14 protein-coding genes are annotated in these 14,964 nt (G+C 66.7%); 7 read left to right on the top strand and 7 right to left on the bottom strand.

Translation table 11 applies throughout. The features are described from left to right. Window positions 1-24: 24 nt before the first annotated feature. Window positions 25-645 carry a DnaJ family domain-containing protein gene (locus tag AC1DZV_RS15755; protein WP_476951748.1) on the bottom strand — a complete coding sequence of 207 codons (621 nt, stop codon included), beginning with the start codon at window positions 643-645 and terminating at the stop codon, window positions 25-27. A 246-nt stretch (window positions 646-891) separates the two neighbouring features. Here AC1DZV_RS15755 and AC1DZV_RS15750 point away from each other — a divergent pair, with 246 nt between their 5' ends. Together AC1DZV_RS15750 and AC1DZV_RS15745 are read left to right on the top strand one after the other, a co-directional pair. Beyond that, window positions 892-1,125 (top strand): hypothetical protein, encoded by a 234-nt coding sequence (locus AC1DZV_RS15750; RefSeq protein WP_028276090.1) that lies wholly within the window; start codon window positions 892-894, stop codon window positions 1,123-1,125. Between the two features lie 131 nt (window positions 1,126-1,256). Further along, entirely contained in the window at window positions 1,257-3,296 is a 2,040-nt protein-coding gene (locus AC1DZV_RS15745; RefSeq protein ID WP_476954066.1) for a glycosyltransferase family 2 protein, read from the top strand. A 27-nt stretch (window positions 3,297-3,323) separates the two neighbouring features. Here the strand turns inward: AC1DZV_RS15745 and AC1DZV_RS15740 are convergent, their stop codons facing one another. Continuing rightward, window positions 3,324-4,235 carry an MBL fold metallo-hydrolase gene (locus AC1DZV_RS15740; protein WP_476954065.1) on the bottom strand — a complete coding sequence of 304 codons (912 nt, stop codon included), beginning with the start codon at window positions 4,233-4,235 and terminating at the stop codon, window positions 3,324-3,326. Between the two features lie 328 nt (window positions 4,236-4,563). On the opposite strand from AC1DZV_RS15740, the gene AC1DZV_RS15735 reads away from it, so the two are divergent. The 4 genes from AC1DZV_RS15735 to AC1DZV_RS15720 all read left to right on the top strand — a co-directional run bounded on the left by AC1DZV_RS15735 (window position 4,564) and on the right by AC1DZV_RS15720 (window position 10,718). Continuing rightward, a complete protein-coding gene (locus AC1DZV_RS15735; RefSeq protein ID WP_476954064.1) occupies window positions 4,564-6,162 on the top strand; it encodes a PucR family transcriptional regulator in 1,599 nt (532 codons plus the stop codon). After that, window positions 6,159-7,103: a glutaminase gene (locus AC1DZV_RS15730; protein ID WP_476954063.1), complete on the top strand. Its 945-nt coding sequence runs from the start codon at window positions 6,159-6,161 to the stop codon at window positions 7,101-7,103. The genes AC1DZV_RS15735 and AC1DZV_RS15730 overlap by 4 nt, the downstream gene beginning before the upstream one ends. Before the next feature lie 74 nt (window positions 7,104-7,177). After that, window positions 7,178-8,692: an amino acid permease gene (locus tag AC1DZV_RS15725; RefSeq protein WP_476954062.1), complete on the top strand. Its 1,515-nt coding sequence runs from the start codon at window positions 7,178-7,180 to the stop codon at window positions 8,690-8,692. Window positions 8,693-8,990: 298 nt separating this feature from the next. Continuing rightward, the gene (locus AC1DZV_RS15720) at window positions 8,991-10,718 is read left to right on the top strand and encodes a thiamine pyrophosphate-dependent enzyme (protein WP_476954061.1); all 1,728 of its coding nucleotides are present in this window, start codon (window positions 8,991-8,993) and stop codon (window positions 10,716-10,718) included. Window positions 10,719-10,825: 107 nt separating this feature from the next. Here the strand turns inward: AC1DZV_RS15720 and AC1DZV_RS15715 are convergent, their stop codons facing one another. Then, window positions 10,826-11,365 (bottom strand): DinB family protein, encoded by a 540-nt coding sequence (locus AC1DZV_RS15715; protein ID WP_476954060.1) that lies wholly within the window; start codon window positions 11,363-11,365, stop codon window positions 10,826-10,828. Further along, window positions 11,362-12,189 (bottom strand): DUF2306 domain-containing protein, encoded by an 828-nt coding sequence (locus AC1DZV_RS15710; RefSeq protein ID WP_476954059.1) that lies wholly within the window; start codon window positions 12,187-12,189, stop codon window positions 11,362-11,364. The genes AC1DZV_RS15715 and AC1DZV_RS15710 overlap by 4 nt, the downstream gene beginning before the upstream one ends. Window positions 12,190-12,323: 134 nt before the next feature. On the opposite strand from AC1DZV_RS15710, the gene AC1DZV_RS15705 reads away from it, so the two are divergent. Then, window positions 12,324-13,076, top strand: coding sequence for a TetR/AcrR family transcriptional regulator (locus AC1DZV_RS15705; RefSeq protein ID WP_476951757.1), 753 nt, complete (start codon window positions 12,324-12,326; stop codon window positions 13,074-13,076). 7 nt (window positions 13,077-13,083) lie between these two features. Here the strand turns inward: AC1DZV_RS15705 and AC1DZV_RS15700 are convergent, their stop codons facing one another. From AC1DZV_RS15700 to AC1DZV_RS15690, 3 genes are all read right to left on the bottom strand, one after another. Continuing rightward, window positions 13,084-13,872, bottom strand: coding sequence for an alpha/beta fold hydrolase (locus AC1DZV_RS15700; RefSeq protein ID WP_476954058.1), 789 nt, complete (start codon window positions 13,870-13,872; stop codon window positions 13,084-13,086). A gap of 89 nt (window positions 13,873-13,961) precedes the next feature. After that, window positions 13,962-14,459, bottom strand: a complete 498-nt coding sequence (locus AC1DZV_RS15695) for an SRPBCC family protein (protein ID WP_230009669.1) — start codon at window positions 14,457-14,459, stop codon at window positions 13,962-13,964. An 18-nt stretch (window positions 14,460-14,477) separates the two neighbouring features. Continuing rightward, window positions 14,478-14,897 carry an ArsR/SmtB family transcription factor gene (locus tag AC1DZV_RS15690; RefSeq protein ID WP_476951759.1) on the bottom strand — a complete coding sequence of 140 codons (420 nt, stop codon included), beginning with the start codon at window positions 14,895-14,897 and terminating at the stop codon, window positions 14,478-14,480. Between the last annotated feature and the right edge of the window lie 67 nt (window positions 14,898-14,964).

Below are 14,964 nucleotides of genomic sequence, written 5' to 3'. Positions count from 1 at the left end.
ACGGCGCCCGTAGCCTGTGAGCGTTTAGTTCGGCGGCGCCTGGCCCGCCCCGCTCCACAGCCGCCGCCACCAGGACCGCTTCGGCTCCGGATCCGGAGGGGCGACGGCGGCCACGGCAGCCCGGCGGCCCCGCCAGCGGTCCAGTTCGACGTCGACGTCCCGCGTCTTGGTGATCACGGGCGGCCCGCCCTGGAGCTGCCGCCGGGCATCGATGACCCGGGCATTGAAGTCCTCCACAATCTCGCGGACCTGCTTTTCGCTGAACTGGGCATCGAGCCGCGCGTCGAGCTCGGCGTCCTCGGTGCGGAGCAGGATCGCCTTCGGGCCCAGGCCGGAGATGTTCTCCCGCTGGATCAGGCCCTTGACCCACCAGTCGGGGTCGTACGCCTCGCCCAGCCCGGGAATCGGTTTGCCGGCGTACTTGAGGTTGTCGAACTTGCCCTGCGCCATGGCGTCCCGGACCAGGTACTCGGCCTTGGCGGCGTCGTCGATCTTGGCGCGCTTTTGCCGGAGTTCCTCCTCGGCGGCGTTGAGCTCGTCGTTCTCCTGCGCGGTGCTGCCGGAGGCCCGCACGGACCGGAGTTCCGCGGCACGCTCCACCCGGCGCCGGAACGCGCTGTTGGAACCACTGACTCCGCTGCTCATCAGTCACCACCGTCCTGTCCTGTCGGAATCGCGGATCTGCCTTCCAGTATGAGGAACAGCCGGGCGGCGGCAAAAGGTCCGCGCGGCGGCGAACCGCGGCCGTTGCACCCCGCTCCCTCGCCGAGACGGGATCCTTACACTCCCGTAACCCGGTGTTAACCCACCCGTGCGAAGCTGGGGACTTCGGATAAAACTAAGCATCCTTCCCATCTTTTTCTGCACAGCAGATCCCGAGGAGTTGCAGCCGTGAACAGCCAAAACCAGAGCGCGTCCGGAAGCCCCCTACAAACCAGCCGCGAGGAAGCGCCAGAGGACCAGAGCAGCACGCACGTCACGCATGTCCGCGAAGACGTGGCCATGGCGGGCCGGTGCGCCAACGTCCACCTGCCCACCGGGCGCACGTGCACGTTGCCCAAGCGCCACCCCGGCTCGTGCAATTTCGTCGGACCCGAGGACGCGGAACACGTTGCAAAGCAATAGATCAAAGCAGTAGGACGAAGCGCACTCCCTACGCAGTTTTGCGCAAGGATTCCGGCGGATCCGGTCCCGGGTGCCACGCCGCGGCTACGCTGATCGGACATTGAGCACCGGATCTAGCTGAGGGAGATCACGTGCCTCGTGAGAATCTGCGTGAAGATCTGCGGCAGCGCACCGAGAACGCATCGGCTCAAAGACTGCCGACTGGAAAATCATCCGCTGCGCCGCGGCCCGTACCACTGGACGCCACAGCCCTGACCCGGGCCGGCATTGCCGGCTGGGCCGCCCGGCTCGGACCTCCCGGAGCGGAAGCACCCCGGTCCCGGAGGCTGGCCCATATCGGCGGTATCGCGGCCATCGCCGCCCTGGTCCTCTACCTGACGTGGCGTGTCCTGTTCACGATGCCGTCGGGGGAATGGAACCTGGCCATCGCCTGGATCCTGGTCACCTTCGAGGCCTTGCCGCTGGCCGGCCTCATCCTGAAGGCGTGGTCAGTGTGGAACATCGACAGCCATCCGCCGGCGCCCGTGACGGAGGCCCCGAACGGCATGCGGGTGGCGGTGCTGATCCCCACGTACAACGAGCCCATCGAGGTTCTGACGCCCACGGTCGCGGCGGCCTGCGAGCTGGCCCCGGCGCATGAGACGTGGGTCCTCGACGACGGCGATCGGCCTTGGGTCGAAGAAATGTGCGTCGCCTACGGCGCCCGCTACGTCCGACGGGCCGTCCACGACCACGCCAAGGCAGGCAACATGAACCACGCCCTGTCCCTGATGGCCTCGGAGAAGGCCGCCGGCGGCCCGGGCATCGACATCATCGCCGTCCTGGACTGCGACCACGTCCCGCTGCCCACGTTCCTCACCGCCACCCTGGGCTGGTTCGAAGACCCCGAGATCGCCCTGATCCAGGGTCCGCAGTCGTTCTACAACGGCGGCGCGTTCGACGACGACGGCATCACGGGTGAGCAGGGCACCTTCTTCAATGTCCTCATGGCGTCCCGCAACGTACCCGGCGCCGGACCCTTCTGGTGCGGGTCGACGTCGTTGTTGCGCCTGAGCGCCCTGGAGGAGGTGGGCGGCGTGGCGACCGAGACCATCACCGAGGACATGCACACCACGCTCAAACTCATCCGGCGCGGCTGGCGGACCGTCTACCACCACCAGACGCTCGCCGTCGGGCTCGCGCCGGCGACGCCGGACCAGTACCTGCTGCAGCGCCGGCGCTGGGGCATGGGTGCCATGCAGATCCTCGTCCACGAGAAGCTGTGGGCGGCGAAGGGGTGGCTGTCGTGGCGGAATTACCACGAGTACCTCAACGGCACGCTGTGGTGGCTGGAGGGCATCGCCACGCTGGTGGCCTTCCTGATTCCGGTGGTGATCATGCTGTCCGGGGCGCAGACCTCCACCGCCGGGCCGCTGCTTTTCACCGGGGTCTTCCTGGTCATGTTCACCGTGCGCCTGTGGGGGTCCAAGCAGCTGATGCGCAACGAAATCCACTGGCCCACGGCCTTCGCCCTGCGGATTTTCCGCGTCCCGGTCGGCCTGGCGTGCCTCTGGTGGCTCATGTCCCGGAACATCCTGGAGTTCCAGGTGACGCCCAAGGGTGCCGCCGACCTCCGGCTCCGGGGCCGGACCCCGCGCATCCTGATCGTGATGGTTGTCCTCATCGCCGCGGTGATTCTTTACGCAGCCRCCGGGCTGGCCGGGCTCGTGCCCTGGCGCACGACGCCCGGTTCCACGGTGGCGTCCGGTGCCTGGCTGGTGCTCGCCGGCGCGGTCCTGGTGCTCGGAACGCGCAGAATCCGGGCCGCCGAATTCGCCACATCCCGCCGCAACGCCTACCGGATGGAGGTGTCCGCGCCGGTAGAGTCCGAGGGCACCAGCGGAGAGCTGCTGGACATTTCGGTCGGCGGAGCCGCAGTCCGCTTCCCGCACGGCACGCTGCCGGCTTCGGGGTCAGTCATGCTCCGGTTGCCGGAGGCCGCGCCGGTCCGGCTGGAGGTCATCCGCACCACCGGGCAACCCGACGGCACCGAGATCGCGTCCCTGCGGGCGGCCGACGACGACTGGGCAACCTACCGTGCGCTCTCGTTGTGGATCTTCCACACGCCCGCAGGGGCGCTCCCCGATTTCCCGCCCGGCGTCCCGGCCGCGGCGTCGCTGCGGGGGCGCTGAGGGCTGGAGGCCGGCGTTCCCGCCCGCTCACTCCCCCTCGAGGCAGAGGATGAACCCGGGAAACACGTGCCGGCCGGGGCGTCCGCCCACCTCGTCAATGGCCCGGCGGATTTGCCGGAGCTGCTCGACGGTCATCTGCAGCGGTGGTTCGTCGGGCTGGTAGGTGGTGAAGATCGGATAGTCGACGCCGGGCTGCCGCGACATTTCGATGTGGCAGCCCAGGACATGGGTGACGGGGTGGGTGGCGCAAAAGCCGATCAAACGGTCGATGGTGCTCACGAACGCTGGCCAGTCCTGGATGTAGAGCCGGCCGGGATAGACCGTGTCTCCGGTGAGCAGTAACCCGGTGTGGGCATCGTAGAACGTCACGGCCGCGTTGTGGTGCCCCGGGCTGGGCCAGCATGCCAAGACGCGCCCGCCGAGGTCCACCTGCGCGGACTGAACGGCGCCGCCGCGGTCGCCGGCGTCCGGGTCACTGGCGTCAGTGAATCCGAAGAATTCCCAGGCATTGTCCCGGGCCGCGTCCACCAGAACGGTGTCGGGACGGGCCGCGAACTGGGCATCGCCTGCGACATGATCGCCATGCGGGTGGGTGTGGAGGACAAGGAGGCCGTAGCCGTCGCGGGGATGGGCGGCAAGCCAGGTCTCCATAAGGCCGTCGACAACACGTCGCAGCGGGAAGAAGTCCGCGGATGCGGTCGCGCCGGTATCGATGAGGACGGCCCTGGCGTTGCCGAACAGCAGGAACATGAACGGCGCCTCGTAGTTGACCGCCATGTTCTGGCGCAGGATGAAGGTGTGCCCGTCGTAGGCGTGGACCTGGATGTCCGGGTCCGTGTTGTGCTTCGGCGACTCCGAGCCGTGGATCCAGGCCACCTCCAGGTCTCCCGACCGGGCGCCACCTGCCGTGAAGTCGGTCAGGTTCGGGGGCGTCTCCATGCGTTCTCCTAGGGGCGTCAGCGCCAGTGGCGGCGGGTGCGGCGGACGTCGGTTCCGCAAAGACGCACCAACACTCCATGATGACCGGTCCCCGTCCGGTCCTCAAACCCCGTCGATTGCTCCGTAGATGCCCTTCTGACAAGTGTTTACGGCACTTACGGAGCAATCGATGGGGCCCCGCAGCTCTGCAGACATCGCCTTGGTCCGCAGACCTAAAACGGGCCGCTTAATTTAGGAGCTTTTCCATACTTTCGGCGCTGCCTGCTGGATAGGCTGAGGTGTCCGGACAAAGCCGCCCGGGAAGGGTGCCAATGTCAGAAAGAAGCCCATGGCCGCAGCTACAGTGGACGACATCCTCGCGGATCTTCCGCTGGGTTTCGCCAGCCTGATGCTTCGGCCTTCCCGCACGGATGCTTCGATCGAACGCTTTCTGATCGTCGACGCCGACGACGAGACCGCCGACGGCGCGACTGCGTTCGTCCTGCTGATCGGCGTTCGCGGACGCTCCGCGTTGCCCGCAGTGCGGCGCCTCTTGAAAAGCCCGCCCCTGATCCTGGCCGTCAAGGGCAGCCCCGACGAACTGGCGGAAGCCGAAGAGCTGCTCCGCGCCGCCGGAACCGGCCTGCTTCTGGTGGACCCGGCGGCAGACTGGGACCGCTTGCTGTCCATCGCCAAGGACCGGATCCAGCCGCCCAGCTACCAGCGCGAAGTGCTGACCCTGCTCGAAGAAGACCTCTTCGCCATCGCCCAGACCACGGCCCGCCTGACCTCCAGCCACGTGGTGATCGAGGACGCCGCCAACAAGGTCCTGGCCTACTCCACGGTCACCAACGCCATTGACGAACTGCGCAAGGCCTCGATTCTGGCCCGGCGCGGCCCGCGCAAATACGAACTCCTGCTCAAGGACCTCGGCGCCTACCGCGAGCTGCACCGGACGCGCCTGCCGGTCCGGGTTCCCGCCCGGCCCCAGGACGGCCTGCGGGAGCGCGTCGCCATCAGCCTGTTCGCCGGTGACCGCATCATGGGCTACATCTGGCTCCAGGAAACCGGCGGGGGCTTCGGCGACGACGTCGACTATGTGCTCACCGGCTCGGCCGCGCGGGCCTCCGCCGAACTGATCCGGTACCGCAACCAGCAATCCGTGCACATGCGCGAGGACCGGATCGTGCGCCTCCTTTCGGGTCCCGCGGAGGCTGCGGCGAGCGCGCACAGCGAGAAAATCCCAGCGGACCGCCCTGCGGCCCTGATCCTGATTGGCCTCTCCGCTTCCGAAGCCCAGGAGAACGACGCCGCACTCAAACACGGCGAGCTGGCCAACCTCGCTTCAATCCATGCAGCCGCCTACAAGCCCTCAGCCATCGTGGGACAGTTTCACGGCGACACCGCCGTGATCCTTCCTGGGCTGCAGTCCGCCAACGCCGGGGCCGGTCTGCGGAGTCTGGCCGAGGCAATCGTCAAGGACGCCAACAAGCACCTCGGCATCAGCCCCTTTGCCGCCGTCGGCCCCGCTGTTCCCGATCTGCTATCAATCCATTCCGTGACCGGAATATGCGAAGCGCTGCTGGGCTGCATGCGCCGCTCCGGCGAAGTTTCGGTTGCCACGGTGGACGATTTCGAAGCCGAGATCCTCTTCCACGACGCAGTGGAGAACTTTACGACGGCGGCCTTCCGGCACCGCAGCCTCTGGGCCCTGCTCCGCGACGACGCGGAACTGGCCGTAACCCTGCGTGCCTTCTTCGACGCGTCACTCGACGTGGCCGAGTGCGCGAAGCGGATGCAGCTGCATAAGAACACCGTCTACTACCGGATCGGCAAGGTCAGCCGGGTCACCGGCCTGGACTTCGGCAATCCCCGCCATGCACTGGTCGCGCTGCTGCATGTTCAGGAGTGGTCCGGCACGCAGAAGGAGCACGTGGGCAAGAAATGATGACAACACTTGATTCGCCGCCGCTTGCCTTATTACTGGATGACATTGTCCGCGGCCACCGGCCCCGGACGGAAGCGGGGTCAGTCCCCGCAAACATTCCCCACCTGCAGTCCCCGCCGTTCGACCGTTTCGGCATCGCGGTTGCCACAACGTCCGGGGAGCTATTCAGTTCCGGCGACGCCGATCTTCCGTTCTCGATCCAGAGCATCTCCAAGGTCTTCACCCTGGCGATGGCGCTCGGCGCCGATAACTCCGGCTCGTTGTGGTCCAGGGTCCTTCGCGAGCCTTCAGGGACGTCCTTCAACTCTTTGGTCCAGCTTGAAGTCGAGCACGGGATCCCGCGGAACCCGTTCATCAACTCGGGCGCTCTGGTGGTCACCGACCATCTGATGGAAAGAACTCCCGACGCCGCCGCCCAGGTCCTGCGTTTCCTCACCGGCCAGGTGGGACAACAGAATGGAAGACAGAGCCCCTTCATCGACGAAATGGCCGCAAAGAGTGAACTCTCCGCCAGCAGCCGCAACCTCGCCCTCGCCCACTTCCTGAAGGAATTCGGCAACCTGCGGCGGCCCGCACAGGCAGTGGTCGAGAACTACGTCCGGCAGTGCTCAATCATGATGACCTGCGTGGAGGTGGCCAAGGCGGGTCTATTCCTCGCGCAGGATGGTCGCGGCGCACAAGGCGCGGTGATCTCCAGGAGCGAGGCTAAGCGCATCGGCTCCATCATGCTGACCTGCGGCATGTATGACGCAGCCGGCGAGTTCGCCTACCGCGTGGGACTTCCCGGGAAAAGCGGTGTAGGCGGCGGCATCCTGGCAATTGTCCCCGGCCAGTGCGCCATCTGCGTCTGGAGCCCGCGGCTGGATTCCAAAGGAAATTCCCTGGCAGGCACGGCGGCTCTCGCTGACCTGTCCGACCGGACCGGGTGGTCGATTTTCTGATCTGACGTACGGCTGTCCCCACAATCTCCCTCCAGAACCCCATTTAGATCTCTGACAGATCGAAAGGAACACCCATGCCCAACAACCCCAATGACGAGGTTGGCTTGTACCAGGCCGATGGCGGCCACGCCCACGCTTCGGATGCCCTGATCCACGCGGAGGACTCGGGCTATCACAAGAGCCTGAAGCCCCGGCAGATCCAGATGATCGCGATCGGCGGGGCCATCGGGACCGGCCTGTTCCTGGGTGCCGGCGGCAGGCTCAACGCGGCAGGCCCGTCACTGGTCATCGCCTACGCAGTCTGCGGCTTCTTCGCGTTCCTGATCCTGCGCGCCCTGGGTGAACTGGTGCTGCACCGGCCCTCGTCAGGATCGTTCGTGTCCTACGCCCGCGAATTCTACGGAGAGAAAGCCGCGTTCATCTCCGGCTGGTTCTATTGGATCAACTGGGCCACCACCACCATCGTGGACATCACCGCCGCGGCCCTCTACATGAACTTCTTCGGCAAATACATCCCTTGGATGGGGGCCGTACCGCAGTGGGCGTGGGCGCTGATCGCCCTCGTCGTGGTCCTTTGCCTCAACCTCGTCTCCGTCAAGGTTTTCGGCGAGCTCGAGTTCTGGTTCGCCCTGATCAAGGTCGCGGCCCTGGTCGCGTTCCTGTTGGTCGGCACCTACTTCGTCATGTTCGGCACGCCCGTGGAAGGACAGGAAGTCGGAATCAGCCTCATCACCGACAATGGCGGCCTCTTCCCCAACGGCCTGCTGCCCATGATCATCCTTATGCAGGGCGTGCTGTTCGCCTACGCCTCGATCGAACTGATCGGTACTGCCGCCGGCGAAACCGAAAACCCCGAAAGAATCATGCCCAAGGCCATCAACTCCGTGGTCTTCCGGATCGCCGTCTTCTACGTCGGCTCGGTCATTCTGCTCGCCCTGCTGCTGCCCTACACCTCGTATGAAAAAGGCGTCAGCCCGTTTGTGACGTTCTTCGGATCCATCGGTATCCAGGGCGTGGACGTCATCATGAACCTCGTGGTCCTCACGGCCGCCCTGTCCTCGCTGAACGCCGGTCTATACTCCACCGGCCGCATCCTGCGTTCCATGTCAGTGGCCGGATCGGCCCCGAAGTTCGCCCAGCGGATGAACAAGGCCGGTGTCCCCTACGGCGGCATCGCCATCACCGCCGGAGTCTCCCTCCTCGGGGTCCCGCTGAACTACCTGGTCCCCGGCCAGGCTTTCGAGATCGTCCTGAACGTCGCCGCCGTAGGCATCGTCGTCACGTGGGCCACGATCGTGCTCTGCCAGATCCAGCTCAAACGGTGGGCAGACAAAGGCTGGCTTGAGCGCCCCACTTTCCGGATGTTCGGCGCCCCCTACACCGGGTACCTCTCCCTGGTATTCCTGCTCGGCGTGCTCGTCATGGTCTTCATCGACTCCCCGCTCACACTGCTGGTGACCCTGGTGGCCTGCGCGCTGATGGTAGGCGGCTGGTACGCCTGCCGGAAGCAGATCCACGACATCGCCGAAATCCGCGACGGCTTCACGGGCGCCGCGCCCGTGCTGGCCAACCGGACCCCAATTCGCTAATCGAACATCCCAGTGCCGTCCAATCCCACAACCCGGCACCCAACGCGAAAGCCTTCATGAAGCCACGAAACCCGCTGAGTCCCGGCCGAACCAGCACTCTGCAGGAACTCGACCCGCCAGCCGCAAACAAAGGCAAGCCGCCGGCGTCGAACGACAGTTGCGAGGACGGTTGCTTCTTCTGCACCGGACCGGAAACAGACTAGCCACCGTTCCGCTGGATTCAGTGGACATGCCATGCCCGCCAACCCAACCCAACCCAAGAAGACAAGTAGTGATGAAAACCGAGTCTGCATCCACAATGACCGCAACCGAAACGCACCCAGTTGAAGGCGACACCATCAAACCCCTGCAGACGGCCCCAGCGGCCATCAAGGACAACTTCAACGGCGCCAGCACCCTCAAGTCCGCCGGCCATGTGATTGTTGATTCGCTCGTGGCGCACGGGGTGGAACGCACTTTTGTTGTCCCGGGGGAAAGCTTCCTGGACGTCCTCGACGGGCTGCACGGCTCGGAGATCGAGACCGTGGTCTGCCGGCACGAGGGCGGCGCCGCCTACATGGCCGAGGCCGACGGCAAGATGAACCAGCGCCCCGGCGTCGCCATGGTCACCCGCGGCCCCGGGGCAGCGAACGCCCACGTGGGCCTGCACACCGCGTGGCAGGACTCCACCCCGATGCTGCTCTTCGTCGGACTGATTCCGTTCGCGCACCGGGACCGCGAGGCGTTCCAGGAGTTCGACATCAAGGCGTGGTTCGACACCGGCGCCAAACGCGTGATGGTCCTCGACCACCCCGAGCGGGCCTCCGAAATTGTCGCGGAGGCAATGTTCGCGGCCATGAGCGGCCGTCCCGGGCCCGTGGTGGTGGGCCTGCCGGAGGACATCATCCGGGTCCCCATTGATCCGGCCCTGCATCCGGCCATCCCGGTGGCCGCGGGCGGCATGAGCAGCACCGATGCCGGTGCGCTGGCTGAGGCTCTGGCGCAGTCGAAGAAGCCGCTCTTTGTCACCGGCGGGAACGACTGGACCCAGGAAGCGGCCTCGGAACTAACCCGATGGCTCGAAAAGCACCACATCCCGGCCGCGGCGGAGTGGCGGACACAGGGGACCGTAACCTTTGACTCGCCCAGCTACGTGGGGCCGATCGGCTACGGCCGGCCCCGCCCCACCTATGACCTCCTGGAGGAAACCGACCTGCTCGTTTTCGTCGGGACGGTCCCGGGGGACGTGATCACGGACGGTTTCGTCTGCCGGCAGGACTGGAACAAGAACAACTTCCTCGTCTCCATCGATCCCTCGCTGCGCGGCCGCTCCGGTCCGGTCTCCCGCCAAATCCTGGCCAAGCCGGATGCCTTCGTCCGGGATCTGGTCAACATCGACCTGCCCGTCAAAGAGGAATGGAAGGCGTGGACGGCCCGGATGCGCGCCGAGCAGCAGTCCTTCGCCAGCCTGCCGCCGTCGACACCCGGCGGCGGTCCCGCGAAGATGGACACCCTGATGGCGAACCTTGTGCCGCTGCTGCCGCAGGACGCCATGGTGACCTTCGGGGCAGGCGAGCACACCAACTGGGCGCACCGGTACTTCCCCACCCGGCGCTACGCCTCGATGATCAGCGCCCGGAACGGTTCCATGGGGTACTCGGTGCCCTCGGCCATCGCCGCCTCACTGGCCAGCCCGGAGCGCCGGGTGGTCACCATCGCGGGCGACGGAGAATTCCTCATGAACGGCCAGGAGCTCGCCACGGCCGCCCAGTACGGAGCCACGCCGCTGATCATCGTGATGGACAACCAGGAGTACGGCACCATCCGCACCCACCAGGAACGCCACTACCCGTCCCGGGTGTCGGGCACGCAGCTGAAGAACCCCGACTTCGGCATGATGGCCCGGGCGTTCGGCGGTTTCGGCATCACCGTCACCCAGGACCGGGATGTGCCGGCCGCCCTCGAGGCCGCACTGGCCGCCATCGACCGGGACGGTGTGTTCGCCCTGGTCCACCTCGTCGTCGAACAGCGGGTCAAGGCCTACTAAATCCACCCTAACTAACCTGGTTGCGCTATCAGTCCTGGTCCTCATTCGGCGCGTCCATAACCGCCGAGACTGATAGCGCAACGGGTGGTTGGAGGGGTGCCTCGAGGCTACTCCCCTGTTTCGCCGTCCACGGCCTCGCGGAGAAGGTCGGCGTGGCCGTTGTGCCGGGCATACTCCTCGATCATGTGGCACAGGATCCAGCGCAGGCTCGGTGCCGAACCGTCGGGCCACGGGCGACGGGCCAATTGGTCCAGGCCACCGGCGGCCAGGGCCTCCGTGACGCTGGCCCGGGACCGGTCCACGGCGTCCTGCCACAGGGTGCGCAGCTGGTCCGGGGTGTCCCCGGCGGCGGAATGCCACTCCCAGTCCGGGTCGGCCTTCCAATCCACGGCGGCAAACGGGGCCTCCCGGTCCCGGGCGTGCAGGGAACGGGAGAACCATTCGCTCTCTACGTAGGCCATGTGCTTCAGGAGCCCGCCCAGTGTCATCGACGAGGCAGCTGTGGTAACCACAAAGCCGGCCGCGTCCAGCCCGGCGCATTTCCACGCCAGGGTGGCCCGCTGGTAGTCCAGGAAACCCAGGAGGGTCGCGGTTTCGTCGGAGGCGAGGGGAGGCTCGGGGCGGCCCTGTTCGTCCACAATTGTCATGCGCGTGAGTCTAGCCGCCCGGCCTCCACGTCGCCGGAAACCGTCCGCTTCGCCGGAAGAGTACGGCGAGCCGGCACGCTTCCGGCGACTTCGACGACGACGGCGGCGGCAGGTTCGGGTTCGACGACGGCCGGGACGGGGACGACGACGGCGGTGGGCATGCGCACGGTCCGCCTGGCGCGCCGGTGGATGACGTACTCGGCCACCGCAAGGTTGATCACCCAGGCTGCCCCCAGGAGCACCGCCCGGGTCGGCTCGTCGGGCGGGCCCACCAGCAGCATCCACGGCAGCCCCGTCAGCGCCTGCGTTCCCGCGGCGACGCCGATCGCGTAGCCGCGGGTCATCCATGCGCCGTGCCGCACAAAATTCCGGCGCACAACCGCCACGACGCCCAGGACAATGCTCGCCGCCATGGCCGAGCCGAAGACCAGCCGCAGCACGAAAAGTGCGGGCCCGTCGCCGGGCGGCAGCGGATAGAAGACGGCCATCCACAGACCGGACAGGGCGGCCAGCAGGCCCGCCGGCGCAAGGATGCGGCCGGCGATGCGGTGCCAGCCCCGGCGTCCCCGCAGCGCGGGGAGGAACTGGAACGCACCGAGCAGGCTGTAGGTGGTGACGCTGAGGATGTGCGTCACCACAGGCACGGGCGAGGCGAAAAACCGGGCGTTCTGGGCGGTGACGGCTGCACCGCCGGTCAGTTCCGTCAGCCGCGCCGCGCCGGCGATCACCGGAATGAGGCTGAGAAGGATCAACCCGGCGGGCACTGGCCACTGGGGGCGGCGGCGGACACGGGGGACGGGGGCGCTGCTGGCGTGTGTTGTCACGGCGTGGTCCTTGGCTGGGATGGCTGGCGGCGGCGGTACATGAATCGCGCGGTGTACGGCGTACACCTGATGCGGCCACGTTAGGTGTACGGCGTACACTTGTCAATGGGGAACCGTTAGGGAAGGGTGGCCGGATGACCCAGCAAGCGGAGCGCACGCGCCGGATCCCGTTGAGCCGGGACCGTGTCCTGGCTGCCGCCGTCGTGCTGGCCGATCAGGTGGGGATCGAGGCGCTGAGCATGCGCCGGCTGGCGCAGGAACTCGGCGTCGTGCCGATGGCGTTGTACAAGCACGTGGCCAACAAGGAGGAACTCCTTGACGGCATGGTGGACGCCCTTGTCAGCGAGATCGATCCTCCCGTCCGCAATGCCGGCTGGAAGGACACAGTGCGCCTGAGGGTGCTCTCGGCGCGGGGGGCGCTGCTGCGGCATCCGTGGGCCCGGCAAGTGCTGGAATCACGCACGAATAAAACGCCAGCGGTCCTCGGTTACATGGACTCGTTCATCGGCATGTTCCTGGCTGGAGGCTTCTCCGTGGACCTGACCCATCACGTCATGCACGCCCTCGGCAGCCGCATGTGGGGGTTTACCCAGGAGCTGTTCAATGACTCCGCCGGCGGGGACGCCGCAGGGCTGGACACCCTTCCGCCGGAAGCGCAGGCGGCCATGTTCCAGGAGATGGCCGAGCGGTATCCGAACATCCTGAAGGTCGCCACCGCCTCCGCGCACCAGGACTCCGTGGTGGGCCAGGGGTGCGATGACCAGTTCGAGTTCGAGTTCGCCCTGAACCTGCTCCTGGACGGCTTCGAGCGGCTGCACCGGCAGCACTGGAGCTCCACTCCGGCACAGACCACTCCGGCGCAGACCTCCACGCCGGCAACGCCCTGACCGGCCCCTACTCCTCCAAGAACCGCAGCAGGTACGGAAGAGTGGTCCGCATGGCCCGCAGGTCACCCCCGCTCGCGGCCAGCTCGCCCAAATAATCGCCGTGGCTACCCGGCACGATCATCAGGCGCGCCCCGGGAATGACCCGTGACATCCGCACGGCATGGTCAGCGCTGACGACGTCGCGGTCGGCGCTCAGCACCAGGGTGCGGGCCGTGATGCGGCGCAGGTCCTCGTCCGGCCAGCCGGGGAAGCTCAGGATCCGCTGGCGGTCCAGTTCGAACATCCGCTCGAGGTGTCCGGGCTCCGGGTTCAGCCGGCGGTCCGCGTCCTGGTACACCTCCGGCATGTCATCGAGGGTTGCCTTTTCCATCCCCTCCCAGAATTCATCGCCCACAGCGTCGCGGCTGGCGAAGGTGGAGGCGGCAATCAGGCACCGCACCATGGACGGATGCCTCATGGCCAGCGCGAGCGCGGTGTGGCCCCCGGCGCTGAACCCGAGCACATCCACGGAGTCCACGTTGAGCTCATCGAGAACGGCCTTGATGTCCTCTGCCGATCCTTCGGCGGTGAGCGGCCGGGCGGTAGCCGCGGTCCGGCCGTGGCCTTCCTCTTCGACGGCGATCACCTGCAGGCTCTCGGCCAGCAGCGCGGGGATGAGGCCGGCGAAGTTGGTCTCGATGCTCGAGCCTCCGCCGGGAATCAGCAACAGCGGGGGCTCGCCGGCCCGCGGGTGACCATGGACCTCGTAGTACATGCGGAGGTCGCCGTTCGCCGCGTAACCGTGGGTGAATGTCACACGGCATGTTACCGCCGCTAATACCGGGCTGAACAGGGCCTTGCGGACGACGGCGGGAGATTCCCGCCGTCGTCGTGTTGCGTTGCAGGTCAGGCGTTGACGGACTCGGCGATGATCGCGTCGACCTGGCCCAGCGCCTCCCTCATGCCTTCTTCCATGCCCATGGCGACGATCTTCTCCATCTGCTCCTCCGCCTCGAACGTGGACAGGATGGTCATTCGGGTGCGGTCGCCGATTGGCTCCAGCGTCACAACTCCGTGGATCGTGCCCATGTCGGCCACGGGGTCGCCGTTGTCGTCCGCGAAGCCATCATCAAACTCCAGCCGGTGCGGGGCGTTGATGGTCACGAACCGCCACCAGCCGCGGGCCTTCTCCCCCTCTGGTCCCGTCATGTAGTAGCTGGCCTCGCCGCCCGGGACGAACTCATGCTTCTCGAAGGTGGCCGGCCACGTGGGCGGCCCCCACCAGCGCTCGAGCTGGCGCGGGTCTTCCCAGATTTGCCAGACGCGCCCAACTCCGGCATCGAACTCGGCGACCACGGTGAGGCTCAGCGCCTCAAGATTCTTGACTGAACTGACAACCGTCATGACGAACTCTCCTATCCTTCAGTTTCCTTCAGCTTGGCCTTGCGATTTCTTGGTTGATCTGGCGCCTGCCTGTGTCTCGCCAGGTTCCGGGGCGGCCGATTCGGCAAGCAGGTCCGCAATCCGGTCGGCGCGCTGGCGCCAAATGACCTCGTAGTCGTCCAGCAGGCGGCGGGCCCGCTGCAGGCCGTCATGGTTGGCCCGCACGATCTGCTCCCTTCCCCGCTTCTCCTTCGAGACAAGGGAAGCGCGTTCCAGCACCGCCACATGCTTCTGGACGGCTGCAAAACTCATGGCGTAGAGGGCAGCGAGCCCGGAGACCGAGTACTGGCCCACTGTCACCCGGCGCACGATGTCCCTGCGGGTCGCGTCGGCGAACGCCTGGAAAAGGCGGTCGAGTTCGTCGTCGTTGAGCTGGGTTCGGAGCTGATCTACAACCATTTGGTTGTAGGATAGTCCGACCGCTCGGGGGTGTCAATGGGTCGGGAAACGACCCGGGCGGCCCCGG

The organism is Arthrobacter sp. P1_D12 (genome assembly GCF_056406175.1).
This window is presented reverse-complemented; position numbering and strand designations above follow the sequence as displayed.

What these genes read in the sequence shown, in the direction of transcription:
- AC1DZV_RS15725 (WP_476954062.1), top strand. Translation starts at nt 7,178, where the DNA reads ATGCCCAACAACCCCAATGACGAGGTTGGCTTGTACCAGGCCGATGGC.
- AC1DZV_RS15720 (WP_476954061.1), top strand. Translation starts at nt 8,991, where the DNA reads ATGACCGCAACCGAAACGCACCCAGTTGAAGGCGACACCATCAAACCC.
- AC1DZV_RS15755 (WP_476951748.1), bottom strand. Translation starts at nt 645, where the DNA reads ATGAGCAGCGGAGTCAGTGGTTCCAACAGCGCGTTCCGGCGCCGGGTG.
- AC1DZV_RS15695 (WP_230009669.1), bottom strand. Translation starts at nt 14,459, where the DNA reads ATGACGGTTGTCAGTTCAGTCAAGAATCTTGAGGCGCTGAGCCTCACC.
- AC1DZV_RS15690 (WP_476951759.1), bottom strand. Translation starts at nt 14,897, where the DNA reads ATGGTTGTAGATCAGCTCCGAACCCAGCTCAACGACGACGAACTCGAC.
- AC1DZV_RS15705 (WP_476951757.1), top strand. Translation starts at nt 12,324, where the DNA reads ATGACCCAGCAAGCGGAGCGCACGCGCCGGATCCCGTTGAGCCGGGAC.
- AC1DZV_RS15740 (WP_476954065.1), bottom strand. Translation starts at nt 4,235, where the DNA reads ATGGAGACGCCCCCGAACCTGACCGACTTCACGGCAGGTGGCGCCCGG.
- AC1DZV_RS15730 (WP_476954063.1), top strand. Translation starts at nt 6,159, where the DNA reads ATGATGACAACACTTGATTCGCCGCCGCTTGCCTTATTACTGGATGAC.
- AC1DZV_RS15715 (WP_476954060.1), bottom strand. Translation starts at nt 11,365, where the DNA reads ATGACAATTGTGGACGAACAGGGCCGCCCCGAGCCTCCCCTCGCCTCC.
- AC1DZV_RS15735 (WP_476954064.1), top strand. Translation starts at nt 4,564, where the DNA reads ATGGCCGCAGCTACAGTGGACGACATCCTCGCGGATCTTCCGCTGGGT.